At 52.9% G+C, this 16,849-nt stretch carries 15 protein-coding genes and 1 tRNA gene; 9 read left to right on the top strand and 7 right to left on the bottom strand.

The genetic code is table 11. The features are described 5' to 3' along the window. Positions 1 to 20: 20 nt before the first annotated feature. Positions 21 to 1,730: an AsmA family protein gene (locus M8013_RS06160; RefSeq protein WP_271266925.1), complete on the top strand. Its 1,710-nt coding sequence runs from the start codon at positions 21 to 23 to the stop codon at positions 1,728 to 1,730. A 113-nt stretch (positions 1,731 to 1,843) separates the two neighbouring features. Here the strand turns inward: M8013_RS06160 and yicI are convergent, their stop codons facing one another. Continuing rightward, the gene (yicI, locus tag M8013_RS06155; RefSeq protein ID WP_271266924.1) at positions 1,844 to 4,162 is read right to left on the bottom strand and encodes an alpha-xylosidase; all 2,319 of its coding nucleotides are present in this window, start codon (positions 4,160 to 4,162) and stop codon (positions 1,844 to 1,846) included. Positions 4,163 to 4,174: 12 nt separating this feature from the next. Then, on the bottom strand, positions 4,175 to 5,569 hold the full coding sequence (locus M8013_RS06150) for a glycoside-pentoside-hexuronide family transporter (protein WP_271266923.1): 1,395 nt from the start codon (positions 5,567 to 5,569) through the stop codon (positions 4,175 to 4,177). Positions 5,570 to 5,854: 285 nt separating this feature from the next. Here M8013_RS06150 and M8013_RS06145 point away from each other — a divergent pair. Beyond that, positions 5,855 to 5,949: transfer RNA gene (locus M8013_RS06145), tRNA-Sec, on the top strand. A 102-nt stretch (positions 5,950 to 6,051) separates the two neighbouring features. Here the strand turns inward: M8013_RS06145 and M8013_RS06140 are convergent. After that, positions 6,052 to 7,224, bottom strand: coding sequence for a HEPN domain-containing protein (locus M8013_RS06140; protein ID WP_271266922.1), 1,173 nt, complete (start codon positions 7,222 to 7,224; stop codon positions 6,052 to 6,054). Positions 7,225 to 7,270: 46 nt separating this feature from the next. After that, on the bottom strand, positions 7,271 to 7,462 hold the full coding sequence (locus M8013_RS06135) for a toxin-antitoxin system HicB family antitoxin (RefSeq protein ID WP_271266921.1): 192 nt from the start codon (positions 7,460 to 7,462) through the stop codon (positions 7,271 to 7,273). A gap of 125 nt (positions 7,463 to 7,587) precedes the next feature. Here M8013_RS06135 and M8013_RS06130 point away from each other — a divergent pair, with 125 nt between their 5' ends. Next, positions 7,588 to 7,875 carry a SymE family type I addiction module toxin gene (locus tag M8013_RS06130; RefSeq protein WP_271266920.1) on the top strand — a complete coding sequence of 96 codons (288 nt, stop codon included), beginning with the start codon at positions 7,588 to 7,590 and terminating at the stop codon, positions 7,873 to 7,875. A 159-nt stretch (positions 7,876 to 8,034) separates the two neighbouring features. Here the strand turns inward: M8013_RS06130 and M8013_RS06125 are convergent, their stop codons facing one another. Continuing rightward, positions 8,035 to 8,220: a hypothetical protein gene (locus M8013_RS06125; RefSeq protein ID WP_271266919.1), complete on the bottom strand. Its 186-nt coding sequence runs from the start codon at positions 8,218 to 8,220 to the stop codon at positions 8,035 to 8,037. A gap of 346 nt (positions 8,221 to 8,566) precedes the next feature. Between M8013_RS06125 and M8013_RS06120 the strand changes: the two genes are divergently transcribed. The 6 genes from M8013_RS06120 to M8013_RS06095 all read left to right on the top strand — a co-directional run bounded on the left by M8013_RS06120 (position 8,567) and on the right by M8013_RS06095 (position 14,931). Continuing rightward, the gene (locus M8013_RS06120) at positions 8,567 to 9,262 is read left to right on the top strand and encodes a hypothetical protein (protein WP_271266918.1); all 696 of its coding nucleotides are present in this window, start codon (positions 8,567 to 8,569) and stop codon (positions 9,260 to 9,262) included. Further along, the gene (locus M8013_RS06115) at positions 9,259 to 9,450 is read left to right on the top strand and encodes a hypothetical protein (protein ID WP_271266917.1); all 192 of its coding nucleotides are present in this window, start codon (positions 9,259 to 9,261) and stop codon (positions 9,448 to 9,450) included. The genes M8013_RS06120 and M8013_RS06115 overlap by 4 nt, the downstream gene beginning before the upstream one ends. Positions 9,451 to 9,476: 26 nt before the next feature. After that, positions 9,477 to 9,956, top strand: coding sequence for an Hcp family type VI secretion system effector (locus M8013_RS06110; protein ID WP_271266916.1), 480 nt, complete (start codon positions 9,477 to 9,479; stop codon positions 9,954 to 9,956). A 192-nt stretch (positions 9,957 to 10,148) separates the two neighbouring features. After that, a complete protein-coding gene (locus tag M8013_RS06105) occupies positions 10,149 to 11,510 on the top strand; it encodes an MFS transporter (RefSeq protein ID WP_271266915.1) in 1,362 nt (453 codons plus the stop codon). Between the two features lie 16 nt (positions 11,511 to 11,526). Beyond that, the gene (locus M8013_RS06100) at positions 11,527 to 13,881 is read left to right on the top strand and encodes a beta-glucosidase family protein (protein WP_271266914.1); all 2,355 of its coding nucleotides are present in this window, start codon (positions 11,527 to 11,529) and stop codon (positions 13,879 to 13,881) included. Between the two features lie 66 nt (positions 13,882 to 13,947). Further along, positions 13,948 to 14,931 (top strand): AraC family transcriptional regulator, encoded by a 984-nt coding sequence (locus tag M8013_RS06095; RefSeq protein ID WP_271266913.1) that lies wholly within the window; start codon positions 13,948 to 13,950, stop codon positions 14,929 to 14,931. 11 nt (positions 14,932 to 14,942) lie between these two features. Here the strand turns inward: M8013_RS06095 and M8013_RS23545 are convergent, their stop codons facing one another. Beyond that, positions 14,943 to 15,206 (bottom strand): YkgJ family cysteine cluster protein, encoded by a 264-nt coding sequence (locus M8013_RS23545; protein WP_271266912.1) that lies wholly within the window; start codon positions 15,204 to 15,206, stop codon positions 14,943 to 14,945. After that, a complete protein-coding gene (locus tag M8013_RS06085) occupies positions 15,203 to 16,849 on the bottom strand; it encodes a GTPase (RefSeq protein WP_271266911.1) in 1,647 nt (548 codons plus the stop codon). The genes M8013_RS23545 and M8013_RS06085 overlap by 4 nt, the downstream gene beginning before the upstream one ends.

Raw genomic sequence — 16,849 nt, 5'->3', positions numbered from 1 at the left:
GTTTTACGTGATGGAAGACCATGAAATTTATTGGAAAGCTACTCATCGGTATTCTGGTTGTTCTGCTGGTTGCGATCCTCGCGCTCTATCTCCTTGTTCAGTCCCGATGGGGCGCGGCTCAGGTCAGCAGTTGGATCACGAAAAATACCGATTACGAACTCAGTTTCGACCTGATGGATCACCGCTTCTCCTCCCCCAGCCACCTGGTGCTGAGAAACGTGACCTTTGGTCGTGACGGCCAGCCTGCGACGCTGGTCGCAAAAATGGTGGATATTGGCGTGAGTAGCCGTCAGCTGACCGATCCGCTGCACATGGATACCATCACCCTGTTTGACGGCACGCTGAACCTCTCGCCGCAGACCGCCCCGCTCCCCTTCCAGTCCGACCGTTTGCTACTGAACAACATGGCGTTTAACAGCCCCAATACCGAATGGGATCTGAGCGCGCAGAAGGTGACCGGTGGCGTCAGCCCGTGGCAACCCGAAGCGGGCAATGTGCTGGGGAAAAAAGCCAACATCCAGATGAGCGCCGGTTCGCTGACGCTGAACGGCGTGCCCGCCAGCAACGTGCTGATCCAGGGCGAACTGAACGACAAAGAAGTGGTGTTGAGCACCATTGGTGCGGATATGGCGCGGGGCTCCCTGACCGGCACCGCGCGGCGCGACGCCAATGGCGGCTGGAAGGTGGACAACATGCGCCTGAACGAGATCCGCCTGCAGAGCGATAAATCGCTGGCCGACTTTTTTGCCCCCATCACCACTCTGCCGTCGCTGCAGATTGGCCGCCTGGACGTGACCGACGCCCGCCTGCAGGGGCCGGACTGGGCAGTAACCGATCTCGATTTAAGCCTGCGCAACCTGACCCTGAGCAAAGGTGACTGGCAGAGCGAAGACGGGCGTCTGTCGATGAACGCCAGCGAATTTATCTACGGTACCGTGCATCTGTTCGACCCGATCCTGAATGCGGAATTCGCCCCGCAGGGAATGGCGCTGCGCCAGTTCACCTCGCGCTGGGAAGGTGGGATGGTGCGCACCTCCGGGAGCTGGTTGCGCAGCGGCAAAGCGCTGGTACTGGATGATGTCGCCATCGCCGGGCTGGAATACACCCTGCCACAGAACTGGAAAGCACAGTGGATGGAGACCCTGCCGACGTGGCTAAACAGCGTTACGTTGCGCAAATTCAGCTTAAGTCGCAACCTGGTGATTGACGTGGATCCAATCTTCCCGTGGCAGATCACTTCCCTCGACGGTTACGGCACCAATCTGCAGTTGGCGAAAGATCGTCAGTGGGGTGTGTGGGCCGGCACGGCCACCCTGAACGGCGCGGCGGCCACCTTTAACCGGGTGGACGTGCGTCGTCCGTCGCTCGCGCTGACCGCGAATGCCTCGACGGTCGCAATCAGCGACCTGAGCGCCTTCACTGAGAAAGGCATTCTGGAGGCGAAGGCCAGCGTTTCGCAGCAGCCTGCGCGCCATGCGACCATCAACCTGACCGGGCGTGGCGTACCGTTAAACATCATGCAGCAGTGGGGCTGGCCAGCGCTGCCGGTAGCGGGCGATGGCAATATTCAGCTCAACGCCAGCGGTAACGTGCAGGCGAATGCGCCGCTGAAACCGACGGTCAGTGGCAAGCTTAACGCAGTGAATATGGATAAACAGCAGGTGACGCAGACGATGATGGGTGGGGTGGTGAGTACGGTTGGGCAACCGCCAGCCCCAACTGTACCTTAGTGGCTCCGGGCATTGCCGGGCGGCGGCTTCGCCTTGCCCGGCCTACAAATTCAAAACCGTAAACCAAACTGTAGGCCCGGTGAGCGCCAGCGCCACCGGGCGTTTAACACTTGTCAGAGGTGGATAACCACCTCATTCCCCTCGGCTTTCACCACCACGCCCCACTCGCTACCCACATTGGATGCACCTTTAACGCCGCTAATCTGCTGCACATTGCGCAAACAGACTGACCAGCCCCGCGCGTCACCGCTCCCTTTCAGGGTAAGGGTGTTGCCCGTACGCGTGGCGGCCAGGGTAAACGCCACCGCTCCGTTGGCCGCAGGCACTTCACTCACCACCGTCGCGCCATCGTCGAGATTAAACAGCTGGAAGGCCGTCCCTTCGTTCCAGGCGTAGTCCGGCTTCTGGTCGTTGTTGCCCAACGCCAGCAGGGTGTTGTCGCGTACGTACACCGGCAGACTCAGAAAGTCGTGCTGCTGTTTGTGCCAGCGGCTGCCCTGCACTTCGTCGTTATGCCACAGGTGCGTCCAGCGTCCTTCCGGCAGGTAAAACTGCACATCGCCCGCCTCGCTGAACACCGGCGCAACTAACATCGAGTCACCGAGCATGTACTGGCGATCGAGATAATCGCAGGCCGGATCGTCCGGGAACTCGAGCATCATCGCCCGCAGCATCGGGGTGCCCTGCTCGCGGGCCAGCGCCGCCTGGCGATACAGGTACGGCATCATCCGGCATTTAAGCTGCGTGAAGTAGCGCACCACGTCGCAGGACTCGTCGTCGTACGCCCACGGCACGCGATAGGATTTGCTGCCGTGCAGGCGGCTGTGGCTGGAGAACAGCCCAAATGCGCACCAGCGTTTATACACATCTGCCGGAGCCGTATTTTCGAACCCGCCGATATCGTGGCTCCAGAAACCGAACCCGGAGAGCCCAATCGACAGCCCGCCGCGCAGGCTTTCGGCCATCGATTCGTAGTTGGCGTAGCAGTCGCCGCCCCAGTGCACCGGGAACTTTTGCGCACCGACGGATGCCGAACGGGCAAACAGCACCGCCTCTTCTTCGCCAACGGTCTCTTTCAGCACGTTCCACACCAGCTCGTTATAGATGTAGGCGTAGTGGTTGTGCATTTTCTGCGGATCGGCGCCATCGAACCACTGCACGTCCGTCGGAATACGCTCGCCGAAGTCGGTTTTGAAGCAATCGACGCCGATATCCACCAGGCCTTTCAGCTTGTCGGCGTACCATGCGCAGGCTTCCGGGTTGGTGAAGTCGTAAATCGCCAGCCCCGGCTGCCATTTATCCCACTGCCACAGCGAGCCATCCGGGCGTTTCAGCAGATAGCCCTTCTCTTTCAGCTCCTTAAAGATCGGCGATTTTTGCCCGATGTACGGGTTGATCCACACGCAGACCTTCAGCCCTTTCGATTTAAGGCGGCGGATCATTCCTTCCGGATCCGGGAAGGTGACCGGGTCCCACTCAAAATCACACCACTGGAAGGCCTTCATCCAGAAACAGTCGAAGTGGAAGACGTGCAGCGGCAGGTCGCGCTCGGCCATGCCGTCGATAAAGCTGTTCACCGTCGCTTCGTCGTAGTTGGTGGTAAACGAGGTCGTCAGCCACAGGCCAAACGACCACGCCGGTGGCAGCGCCGGACGCCCGGTGAATTGCGTATAGCGGTTGAGCACCTCTTTCGGCGTTGGGCCGTCGATCACGAAATACTCCAGATATTCGCCCTCAACGCTGAACTGCACTTTCGAGACTTTCTCGGAACCGATTTCAAACGAGACGTTTTCCGGGTGGTTCACCAGCACGCCGTACCCGCGGTTAGTGAGGTAGAACGGGATGTTTTTGTACGACTGTTCGGTGCTGGTGCCGCCGTCGCGGTTCCAGGTATCGACCGTCTGACCGTTGCGTACCAGGGCGGTAAAGCGTTCGCCGAGGCCGTAGACCGTTTCGCCGACGCCCAGATCCAGCCGCTCAAACATGTAATTACGATCGCTGTTGTCGTCCTGCACGTAGCCGTTGTTTTTCAGCTGGCTGCCAGTGATGCGCTGGCCGTGACGCAGGAAGTCCAGCGCCCAGAACTCGCCTTTGGTGACGCGCACGCTAACGTTGCCGCTTTTCAGCTCGGCATACTCGGCGTTGTTTTCAATCTTTACGTCGACGTCTTTGAGGACGTTGAGCGGATAGTGCGGGCCATTATCCAGCGCGCCCTGGAAGTGCTCGATGCGCACCCCGACAATTCCCTCCTGCGGCGCAAACAGGCGCACCGTGAACATTAAAGAATCCAGTTGCCAGGCACGCTCGCGCACGTCGCGCGGTGCGACATACACCACCAGGTCGTTACCCTGCTGTTCCACCTCAAATACCTGCACCGGCGACGTCACATTCAGACCCGGTTGAATAAGCCAGTTTCCATCACTGATTTTCATGCTTTCGTCCTCTTAGTTCTGTAATTCTTTGCTGACCGGCAGCGTGTTGAAGTCCTGCTGATTACGGCGTGCGCCCTGCGCCAGATCGCCCATGATTTTGAGCAGGAACGGCGTTTTCAGGCTGTAGTAGCGTTTGGCGATAATCGCGCTCAGCAGGTAGCACGCGGCCGGAACCAGCGTAAACAGGGCAATTATGATGCTGATGGTGGCGCTGTTCTGGGTTTTGGCTGCGGCATCGTATCCGCCGCCTGCCAGCATCCAGCCAATCAACGCGCCGCCGATCGCCAGGCCCAGCTTGAGCACGAACAGCGTGCCCGCGAAGCTGATGCCGGTGAGGCGTTTGCCGTTGGTCCATTCGCCGTAATCGACGGTGTCGGACATCATCACCCACTGGATCGGCGTGACCAGCTGGTGCAGCACGCCAATCACGAAGATAAAGCCGAACATGGTGATGTTGGCCTGCATCGGCACGAAGAACATCGCCACGCTCGCCACTGCCAGCAGGGCGTTGGTCCACCAGAAGACGCTGACTTTGCACTTCCAGTCGGTGAGCGGTTTGGCCAGCGCCGAGCCAATCAGGTTGCCGACGCAGTAGGTGGTCAGGAAGGCGACGAACAGCTCCGGCGAGCCGAGGATCCAGGTGACGTAATACATCATCGCCCCGCCGCGCACGCAGACCGCGAGGATATTGAGGATGGTGAGCAGCCCGACGATGCGCCACTGGTCGTTTTGCCAGATATCGCGCAGATCTTCGCGCATACCGGAGGTGCTTGGCGGCACCTGGATGCGCTCTTTGGTGGTGAAGAAGCAGAACGCCAGCATCAGGAACGCCACCACCGACAGCACCGCGATGCCGCCCTGGAAGCCGAACGCTTTATCCTCGCCGCCAATCAGATTGACCAGCGGCATCATCAGCACCGTCGAGAGCATGCCGCCCGCGGTCGCCAGCACAAAGCGCCAGGATTGCAGGGAGATGCGCTGCGTCGGGTCGTTGGTGATCACCCCACCCAGCGCGCAGTACGGGATATTGACCACGGTGTAGAGCAGGGTCAGCAGGGTGTAGGTGACGGCGGCGTAGATCATTTTGCCGTTCAGGCTGAGGTCTGGCGTGGTGTAGGCCAGCACGCAGACCAGACCAAACGGGATCGCCCCGAACAAAATCCACGGACGGAATTTCCCCCAGCGGCTGCGGGTCCGGTCGGCCAGCAGGCCCATGCACGGATCGGATATGGCATCCAGCGCACGCGCCAGCAGGAACATGGTGCCGACAAACCCGGCGGGAATGCCAAAGATATCGGTGTAGAAGAACATCATGTACAACATCACGTTATCGAAGATGATATGACTGGCTGCGTCACCCATGCCGTAACCAATTTTCTCTTTGACGGATAAGACTTCACTTTTCATTGCTGTTCCTGCGCCCGAAATGGGCCCTGAGACCGGTTACAGGTTTTGTAAACCATTCACAAACAGGCAGGTATTCCGTTTTCTGGTTACGTTCTTATGATTCTTGTTTTTTGTGATCGCGTTAAAACTGGCGACATAAAAAAGGTAAGGTGAGGATTTTGTTAGGATTTACCTTAGAAGGGGTAACGCAGGTCAAAAAAGGGATGAAATAAGTGAGCGAAAGATTGGGGTAAATGATTGAAAGTAGATATACTGCGCTCCGCCTCCATGTAGCAATCGAGGCGCGGAAGATCGTCATCTCCGGTGAGGTGGCTGGATTTCAAATCCAGTTGGGGCCGCCAGCGGTCCTGGGCAGGTTCGACTCCTGTGATCTTCCGCCAAAAATGCTTCTGTACAAATTGCTCATATGACAACGACAACTTTAATTTTTATAGAAATACATCATCATCCATATAAATAGATATGAAATTTACTTCTAAAAATCATACCATGTTTGTTAATCCCTTGAGAAGCATAGTATAGTACTCTAAATCATGAATTGTTATTTCTCTATTCAAATCATGAACTACAATATTTCTAATTTCCCGTAATCTCAAAAACTGCTCAACAAAATCCTCACTAATCAAACTTCTCTCTCGTAACCTTAAAATTAAAGGTGATAGAGGCATAACTTTGTTATCAGGCGCAATATTACTTTTATAGGCTAAATCCATCACTCTCTTTTCAAAGAGCTTCCAAGAAACAATAAAATCACCATAGTACTGATTATTATTTATAGCAACATTTTCAGCCAACTCTTCTCGTTCGCTCTCAGATACGGTGATTTTATCTAGAGATGAAATCGCTTTTTCTAAAATGGGTTTCACTTCATTATTTAGAGTAATTATTAGATCATAATCATTTTTATCGAAGATGTTATTGTGTGCTATTTTACATCTTAATAAATATAGTTTCTCCCATCTTGCCTTAAGGTATGTTGCTTCACAATCAACATGTTTTTGGAAATATCTTTGCCAATTGGATAATGGTATAAACTCTTTGATATTTTCAATTTTTATTGAGTCATCCTTATGATTTTTTATGGTGAGAATCAATTCATCAATATCCTGAGTTCGATATGAATCAAATAAAAAATTTGATAATTGAATGAAATCCGTTTCATATAAATAATTATTATTCCCAGATGTACTCCTATCTCTCTTTGCTTTAAGTAATTCTTCTGGAAAAGTAGTCTCTATCCAACCTAAACCGACATTTGTAAGCATGAATTTTGTAATTAACTTTCTCATCAAATTTTCTATCTCATGTATGATAGGATAGCATTTTAATGAATAGTTATAACTTATATCATCCCATATGGTCTGAATATTATTTTTCGACGCAATATGTAGCATCCCTCTAAGTACTTTCAAAAATTCCACAAAACTTTCAATTTCTCCCTCATGTCCGCTCTTAACCTTTAGATGAAATATTTTATGCCTTTCAGAAGGTGATTTTTCCTCCAAAATCTCGAGATTAAATGAATTATTTTTATAGGTCACTTTCTCTTTAATCAATAAAATATCCGCATTGGATTGTATAAAATTAATAAATGCTTTTTTGGTTTTGCAGAACGAGTCTTTTATTTCTATTGTAACTAAATATTCAACTTTCATATTAACATCCTTATATTTTAAGACATGCGTATTTGAGAAAATATAATTATCCTTGTGGTTTTATTCCCCGTTGACGCAAAGCCTCCCTTGCCAGTTCCTTCAACCAGCTGGCGAGACTAACCCCTTCTTCAGCAGCCACAGCCTCCAACTGTTCCTTCAATGCCGGATCAATACGCATTTTAAACTGCGGGGATTGCCCACCGCCTTTTGGTTTTTTTTCGCGCGCTATGATTGACATGAGGCCACCTATCCGTCTACTCTAAATCAAATTAGGAGGCCACCTAAACCTCCTGTTTTATCAACGCGCCAGTGTGCAGGAACACACCGGAGCGTCTAACCTCACCAACTATCAAGGAGTTGATTATGGCTGATTCGCATTCTACCCCAGACATCGCCACCACCGGAATAGAGCGTACATTAATTGTGGGATATCGCCCGCACGGTTTGGACCGCAGTACGCCAAATCTGATCCTTTCCGGCAAGTGGCTACGCGCCGCGGGATTTGATACCGGGGATAAAGTCACGGTAAAAGTGATGGACGGTTGCATCGTGGTGATGGCGCATAACCCGTATGAGAAAACGTTGCTCAACGAATTGAAGCAGGCGCAGCAGAAGCTGAAAGGGATTGAAGGGGCGCTTGCCCTCGTTTAACCAGGCAGTTTCCCGCAACCTGTAAGTCTTACTTACAGGTTCGGCAGATATTTAATTATTCGGTAGCTTCCCCTACACTCCTGACAGACATCTGCTCCGTCATTTCGAGCACGTTACCCACTCTTTTCAAACTCCCGGTAGTCATCACAACAGACGATATCATTTCCGAAAAAACACATAAGCCATTGTTAACACGATAAACGCAGCTATTGATTTTAAGGCCAACTCGCGCGGCAGATAGTGAGCGGCCAAAACAGCAAAGATCATCATTACCAAAAAAGGGATCCAGGCCCAAAAGGCAAAAGAGATCTGCTTTTTAATCCATTGCATGAGCGCTTTTTTCATTATTTTATCATCCGTAATATTGAGTCAGCAATGTCTGAGCCTGAGTAATTAAAAGGATTGAGGTGCCTGCATTTAAAGGTAATGGCTAGATTATAAACATATAACCTCAAATTGATGAATGAAAAAACCTCTTCGACACCACCGCTCTAGCATTCGACAAGGATCAGTTACATGTTAATCTTCGACATTATGATTTTTGAATAATTTATTCACTAAGTAAATAATTACATTAAAAAAACCAAAATGAAACTCTTGAAAATTCAACAAGCGTGAATTAAGTCACAATAATATTTTGTAATTATATAGAAATTAGCATGCGTGCTTTAGCGAGGTCACAGGAGGTGATATGTATTATAGCGATTCATTGATAAGAAAAATGGAAGCGGAGAAATTACTGTCTGTTAAATTAGAGGAGGCTCTATCAGGCGTAAAGGATGATGTGATTAAACAAGCAAAAATTATTGGGGATGGTGCAACTCGGCTGAGTTACTATACTTCATGCTTTACTGATAATTATCAGGATGTATGCTCGAGATTACAGCATGAAGATATCCGATTTATAAAAGCAATTATTCGATTGGTTAAGGACAGGAATATTATCTTCCAGATGGTATCAATTTACGTTGATTGTCTTTTACAAAACAAATCGATTGATCGTATTCAACACATACAAACTCTTTTATTGAGATTGGGCATCACCCTTTCTACGTCGATGCTGACAAGCCAGGCTTTAGTTTATTCAATAACAGAGGCTATCTGTACTGGTGCTCATACTCATGCATGGATAAAATCGAAGATAGGAACTTTATCAACTTACTCAGTGTTTCTCCTGAAGGCATACGGTTTGGTTGAAGAAGCTTCAAAAAGCGCCAACCTTCTTAAATCATCCCATCCTTATTACTATAACGCCCTCTATCACAATGAACTCGAAATGATGTTTTTCATTATCGAACCTATTATTCTTAAATCATTAATTTTCAACGCTGCTTCAACTTCAGACAACGACATCGCACATGCCATCTCCAGGATGATAAAAGGATGATGCAGTTCCTGAAAAAGTGGGTAAAAGAGCAATTATCCTTTTGCCTGCGTGGAGGTATCCCACTACTCATTGTTATTGTCTTTTCACTACTTGCCGTATCGTATTTACCTGAAAATATCGCCATCAAAGCCATTGGCCTATTCATTATCGCTGTTGGTATCGCTATTTTCTGTATCAAGCAAAGGTAATTCATCAATTCTAAAAGGATATTCTCATGTCTAATCCCGCTCACTTATGGCTTACAGATGAAAATGGCTCACCCATTATTGGCCCGTCATTACTGCCCTCTCGCCTCGGTTCTTTCGAAATTCGTAACGTAAGCCATACCGTCTGGGTACCCGAAAGCCCCAATACGGGCCGACTGACAAGCACCCGGGTGCATCGACCTCTCAATATTCATAAAGAATTTGACAGCGCAACGCCCATTTTATATCGCGCAATGTGTGAAGGGAGGACGTTTACATCAGCAACGTTAAAAATGTATAAGACTCTGGATCAAGGTGTAGAGAGCGAATACTTCAACATTATTATGGAGAACGTCAGAATTGCTTCAATCTCACCCTTACTTCACCCGGCAGGGATCAGCAACACCCACCTTGAAGATATCCAGTTAAGATACGAGAAAATAACGTGGAAATATTGTGAGGGTAATATTCTGTATAAAGACGAGTGGAATAGCTTCGCAACATCCTGAGCACCGAAACAACCTCTGGCGGGGGGAACGCGTCTGGCAGATCTCACCTCCCCCCTGTGACCCCCCTCACAACTCCACCACAAACCCCACCCCGCGCAAAAAATCGGAACTCCACAAACAAAGGCTGGCAAGCCGCCCATCAGCGCCCCGGTATACTCAGCACGACACCAATCAGAATGAGTACTCTACAAAATGAAAACAACAGACATCACTTCTGACAGCTACGTCAAAGTCAGCGTGCGGGAAAAGATCGGCTACGGGTTTGGCGATCTGGCCTCCAACCTGTCGTTTGGCTTCGTCTCGCTGTTCCTGCTGTTCTTCTACACCAATATCTATGGCATCAGCGCCGTGCAGGCGAGCCTGATCTTCGTGATTGCCCGCGTGCTGGATGCGCTGTTCAACATCTGTATCGGCTACGTGATTGATAAAACCAACACCCGCTACGGCAAGCTGCGCCCGTACTTGTTATTTGGTGCCGTGCCGCTGGGGATCCTCACCATCCTGTGCTTCAGCACCTTAGGCGAAGAGTATAAGTTCTATTACGCGCTCTTTTCCTACACCCTGTACTGCCTGGCCTACACGGCGGTTAATACCCCCTATTCCGCGATGACCAATACCCTGACGCAGCACGAAGGTTCCCGCGCCTCGCTGTCGGTGTACCGCATTGTGCTGGCGATTGTCGGATACCTGATTGTCTCGACCACCGCCGACTTGCTGATTTCGCAGTTTACCGATAAGAAAATGGGCTACGTGTTTGCCGTCAGCTGCTTCAGCCTGTTGGCCACCTTCTTCTTCCTCGCCTGCTTTGGCATGACCAAAGAACGCGTCAAAACCCAGCCGGATCAAAAAGCCCCGACGCTGAAAGAGATGGTCTCGGCGGTGTCCGGCAACCTGCCGTTAATCAACCTCTCGGCGTTCACCGTGTTCTTTTACATCGCCTACACGGTGTGGATGGCCATCGCGATTTACTTCATCAAATACACGCTCGCCGACGAGTCCTTCACCACCAAATTCTTTTTGATCCAGTCGGCGGCGTATGTCGCGGGCACCATCGTGTCGGAAAAACTCATCAGCCTGATGGGTAAAAAGTGGATGGTGCAGTTCGCGCTGCTGATCGGCATCCTCGGCATGTTGTTCCAGTATTTTCTCGCGGGCAGCAATGGCACCCTGATCATGACCGGCGTGTGCCTGTTCAGTATCACCCTGGGGATGGGCTTTGTGGCGATGTGGTCGATGATTGCCGACACCGTGGAATACGCCGAATGGAAACAGGGCGTGCGTGCCGAGGGGGCGATCTACGGCTTCTTTAACTTCATCACCAAAATTGCGATGGCCATTGGCGGCGGCTGCGCCGGGTTGATGCTCGACTATTTTGACTACTCTTCCGAGCACCTCAGCGCCAGCGCACTCAACGGCATCAACCTGATGATGACCCTGTTCCCGGCCCTGATGTTTGCCCTGAGTATGGTGTTCGTCTTCTTCTATACCCTGGACGAAAACACCTACCGCAACATCATCAAAGACATTCAGTTACGCAAAGTTAATGCGCAGTAAGCACCAGGGGAAAAATATGAAAACTGACTTTCACGCGATTATTGCGGCCATGAGCGCCGAAGACAAAGTGGCCCTGCTTAGCGGAAGTGGCCTGTGGCGCACCGCCAGCCTGCCGCGACACGGCATTGAAGACATTGTGATGACCGATGGCACCTACGGGGTGCGTTACAGCACCAGCCAGATTGAACAGGGCGAAAGCTGGAACATCACCGATTTTCTCGACGTGATCGCGCAGAGTGCTGGCGACGTTGAGCACGAAGAACACAAAGGCGGCTCCGAGGCGTTGTTCACTAAATCGAAACCGGCGACCTGCTTCCCGAACGGCTCGACCCTGGCGTGCAGCTGGGATATCTCGCTGGTGTATCAGATGGGTGCCGCGCTGGCGCAGGAGTGCCAGGAGATGGGCGTTGGCCTCCTGCTCGGGCCGGGGATCAATATTCGCCGCACGCCGCTGGCCGGTCGCGGGTATGAATACTATTCCGAAGATCCGGTGGTGAGTGGCGACATTGCCGCCGCGCTGATCAACGGCCTGCAGGACAACGGCGTCGGTGCCAGCCTGAAGCACTTTGCCGCCAATAACTCCGAATACCGCCGCACCGAAATGGATTCAGTGATTGAAGAGCGGGCCTTGCGCGAGATCTATCTCGCGGGCTTTAAACGCGCGATCGAGAAAGCGAATCCGTGGACGGTGATGTCCTCCTACAACCGTCTCAACGGCGTGCAGACCTCGCAGGATAAATGGCTGCTGACCGACGTGCTGCGTACGGAATGGCAGTACGACGGGCTGGTGATGTCCGACTGGTACGGCATCAAAGACCGCCCGGCGTCCCTGCTGGCGGGTAACGACCTGGCGATGCCGGAAACCCAGCTCGACAAGAAGGATTTACTGGCAGCCATCAACCGGGGCGAGATCCCCGCAGAGGTTCTCGACACCGCCTGCCTGCGGATGCTGACCCTGATCGACAAGGTGCAGCGCCACCGCAAGCCGGGCAGCAAAGCGGATTACCACCAGCATCATCAACTGGCGCAGCGCCTGGCGGCCGAATCCATCGTCCTGCTGAAAAATGCAGATGCCATTCTGCCTCTGCAGAAAGGCAAACAGCGCACCCTCGCGGTGCTGGGCAAGCCCGCGCAGGAGCCGGTGATCCAGGGCTCGGGTTGTGCCACCACGGTACCGTATATGCTCGACCGTCCGCTGGATGAGATTTTTGAAGTGGCCGGCAGCGACTTCAACGTCGAATACGCGGTCGGGACGCCGGAGGATAACGCCAGCGATCCGCAGGCGCTGGCGCAGGCCGTTGCGGTGGCGAAAAATGCCGACGTGGCGATTGTGTTTGTCAGCACCGCCATTGGCGAAGACGGTGAAAATGGCGATCGCCAGGATTTGCATATTTTGCCGGCACACGAAGAACTGATCCGCGCCGTCGCGCAACAGCAGCCGAACCTGATCGTGGTGCTGGCCAACAGCGATGCGGTGGTGATGCCATGGCTGTCCGACTGCAAAGCGCTGCTCGAAACCCACTTTGGCGGACAAGGCATGGGCCGCGCGGTCGCCGATATCCTGTTTGGCCGCGCCAACCCGTGCGGCAAGCTGACGGTCACCGTGCCGAATACGCTTGAAGAGACCCCGGCCTGGCTTAACTATCCTGGCGAGAACCTGCGCCATCACTACAGCGAAGGGCTGTACGTGGGATATCGCTACTATGACCGCCGCAAACTGACCCCGCTGTTCCCGTTTGGTTTTGGCCTGAGCTACACCACCTTCGACTACAGCGGGCTGACCACCTCGGTGCGCGAGCTGGAAGAAGGCAAGACAGTAACCGTCAGCGTTGACGTCACCAACAGCGGCAACATGGCAGGGAAAGAGGTGGTGCAGCTGTATCTCTCTGCCCCGGCCGGTGAGCTGGCGCGCGAAGAGAAGGCGCTCAAAGCCTTTGCCAAAGTCCATCTCGAACCCGGTGAAAGTAAAACCGTAACTCTGGAGCTGAACTGGCAGGACTTTGCCTGTTATCACCCGGGCATCGGCGACTGGGTCGTCGATTCCGGCGAGTATCAGCTGCATATTGCACGCTCCTCGCGGGATACGGCATTGAGTATCGCGATCGCCGTGCGGGCAACACCGCGCTACGCGCCGCTGAAAATTGATAATTCGCTGACTCAACTGATCGGCAACCCACCCGCCTTCGCCCGCGTGGTGACGCTGGTGGCCAGCAAAAATGGCCTGCCTGAGCAGCAGGTGCGAGAAAAATTATGTGCGATTGCGCCCGATCTGGTCTTCGGTCTGTTTATCTCTTTAACGGAATTCCTGACTATTGATATCACGCGTCAGGAGCTGGCGAACGCCCTTGCCGGGCCTGCAGCACAGCAGTAAAGCCTGAGTTCCCTCTTGCTTTGGCAAGAGGGACACGCCCCGCCTTCATTTGACGGAGAGTTAGCGATGTTCCCCTTTTCTGTCGCCCGGTCCCGGGTCAACTCGCCGCAGCAGGCAACGACCGCCATCCATGAAGGCAGCGGCTACGAACTGATCTCGTTTGATGCGGAGAAGCTGAACGTGTTCGCCGCCGAGGTATTCTACTGCGAACCGCACTGGCACTCGGCGCCGGAACTGATCTGCATTCTGTCCGGGGAATTTTCTGTCACCCTCGGGCATAGCACATCGGTTTTTGCCGCAGGCGGGATGCTGTACATCAACCCGGATGAGATCCACTCTCTGGAAGCCCGCGCGCCAAACAGCCAGCTGTTAACCCTGCAGTTTGCGCCGAACCTGTTTGATGAGACCCACCCGGCCCCACAGATGGAGTACGCCTCTCTGACCCCTAATCAGGAACGCGACGCAGACAAACAGCTCAGAAATAGCGTGATTGCGCTGGTTGAGCACCTGGTGCGCGCGCAATCGTCATTTGACCGCATCTCGCTGGTTTATCAGCTGTTAGGCACGCTTGCCGCCACCGGCAAGCGTCAGGATGACCGCCAGCAAGTCACCATCAGAAAGAAAGATCAGCAGTTGGTGAAGTACGGCATCGAGTTCATTAACCAGCATTTCGACGATGAACTGACCTTAACCACCATCGCCGATAACGCCGGGGTCAGCTATCACCATTTTTCACGCACCTTTAAGAAGATCAGCGGCTACAACTTCAAAGAATATCTGACCATGATCCGCATTAATAAGGCCAAGCGGCTGCTGAAAGATACCCATATTCCGATCACCGACATCAGCTACACCTGCGGGTTCAGCTGCCATAAGCAGCTGATTTTCGCCTTCAATAAATACTGCCGCATGACGCCGACCGCGTTTCGTAAAAGCTACATCACGGCGATCAATTCCGCCGATGAACTGCAGGTGATGACCGATTCACGATTTTTGCCGCTGGGGGAATCGGTGATTGCGCGGCTGAGAGGATTTATGTCGGCAGGGTAAGGCGTTTCGTATTACAGCTTCTCGCATATCGCGACGTTCAGCCGAACAAAGTCATCCCACGCAATAACCTCTTTCAGCTTTGCACGATAGTAATCTTCTACCCGGCAGACCAACGGGCGCGTCTCATAAATGGCGCACAGATGCGTCTCTTCGACAAAATGCTGGCAGACCCCGTCCCCACGATCGAGGAACGCGGTTTCGGGGCTGGCACTGACCCTGCGGCAACATTTGCCGCAGGCGTTACAGGGGAAGGGCGAAAGGGATTCGTTACTCACGCAAAATGACGCAGCAGGGAAGCAAGACGCTGGGCTTCCAACACGTGATCGCTCAGAACCTTGTCCTGCTGACTGGCTATCTCCCGCGCGGCTTTGACCTTATCCAGAATGTCGTTGAACAGAAGATTTAAATCCTCATTCACCATACGAGTCACATTGGCGTCGAACTGATTGGCGATGGTAGTCGCGAAATCCTCCATCTCCTGCTGATAGCGCTCCCACTCCCGGCGATACTGCTCGCTCTGTTCGCGCGCATGTTTACTCTCGCGATCTTCCGCAAAAATACCCCACAGCGAGCTGATAATCGTGATGGCCGGTCCGACGTAAGGGATCCACTTGCCGACCACCATCGCGCCCCATTTTTCCATGGTTTTTGGCCCGATCCCTTTCATCAGCGATGGCAGCCAGTCTTTTACCACCCCAAGACCCGTCACAATGTGTTCCGGTTTGGCGATCGAACTCAGCGAGTTCACCGCCTGGCTGACCATATCCGCGTTGATGCCGCCTTTTTCGGGTTGCTCAACATGGGTCGTCGCCTGCATGCCCGGCATGTGCGGAATATCCTGCGCCGCACCGCTACTGGCCTGGCTTAAAATGGTCGCCTGAAGGCTGTCCACATCATCGGCAAAACGCTGAACCAGGAACGTTGTCTCCTGCTGTTGCACCCCTTCGATCTGCCCGCAGGCCTGCTTAAACAGGGCATCAATTTTCATCTGCGCCTGCTGTGGATCCTGACGCAGTGCGGTTTTACTGCCCTGATACATCACATCGCGCTGGCGTTTAACTTCATCGATTATCGTTTTGCGACAAAGATGCTGCTGCTCAACGATGTTTTTCAACAACGCATCAAAGCTGCGCACGGTTTCGCTGGTGGTGTTTTTGTCCAGCACCAGGAGGACGCGCTCCAGAAACGCCTTCAGTTCACCGCCAAGACGGCGATAGATATGCTGGCTGTCGATGCTGGCGATGAATGCCTCCAGCTCCGCTTCAAACAGCGGAAATTCGCTCATTCGCAGCAGCCCGGCGCGATTCTCCAGTTTGGCTTGCAACGCCATCTCGGCATTCACGCGCAAAATCGGGATTGCCTGCAGCACATCTGTTAACCCCTGCGCATCGGCCAGGGTCTGCAGACGAATACGAATGTCATTTTTGAGGCGCGTTAACGACTCGATGTCCATTCTGTCTTTATCGTTGAGCACCAGAAACAGCTTTTTCTTCGCCTGCAGAATCTCGATCAGTACCTGAAGCGTCTTCTCTTCTTCCGCCGCACCCGACGGGTTGACGACAAAAATCACGGCGTCCGCTTTCAGCATCTGCTCGCGGGTAACGGCTTCATGTTTGAGCGGCGCATCCACTCCCGGGGTATCGAGGATCATGCTGTTATGCCAGCGGTACGCATCCACGCGGTCGGTCAGCGGAATGTCGCCGGTTTTGGCAACGCGCTCCCCCACCAGGGCATTGATCAGCGTGCTTTTTCCGGCGTTATACACGCCGTAAACCATGATGCTGGCATCAGGCTGGTTACGCTTATCGTCAAACTGTTTCTGCAGCGCGGCAAACTCGCGGCTCAGTTCAGAGTACTGGCCTGCGAGCTTCGCCGTCAGGTCGTAGGTGTGAAAAAGATCGGCAGCTGACATGTCCAT

Origin of the sequence: Silvania confinis, from assembly GCF_025564085.1 — a bacterium.
Taxonomy (GTDB): domain Bacteria; phylum Pseudomonadota; class Gammaproteobacteria; order Enterobacterales; family Enterobacteriaceae; genus Enterobacter; species Enterobacter confinis.
This window is presented reverse-complemented; position numbering and strand designations above follow the sequence as displayed.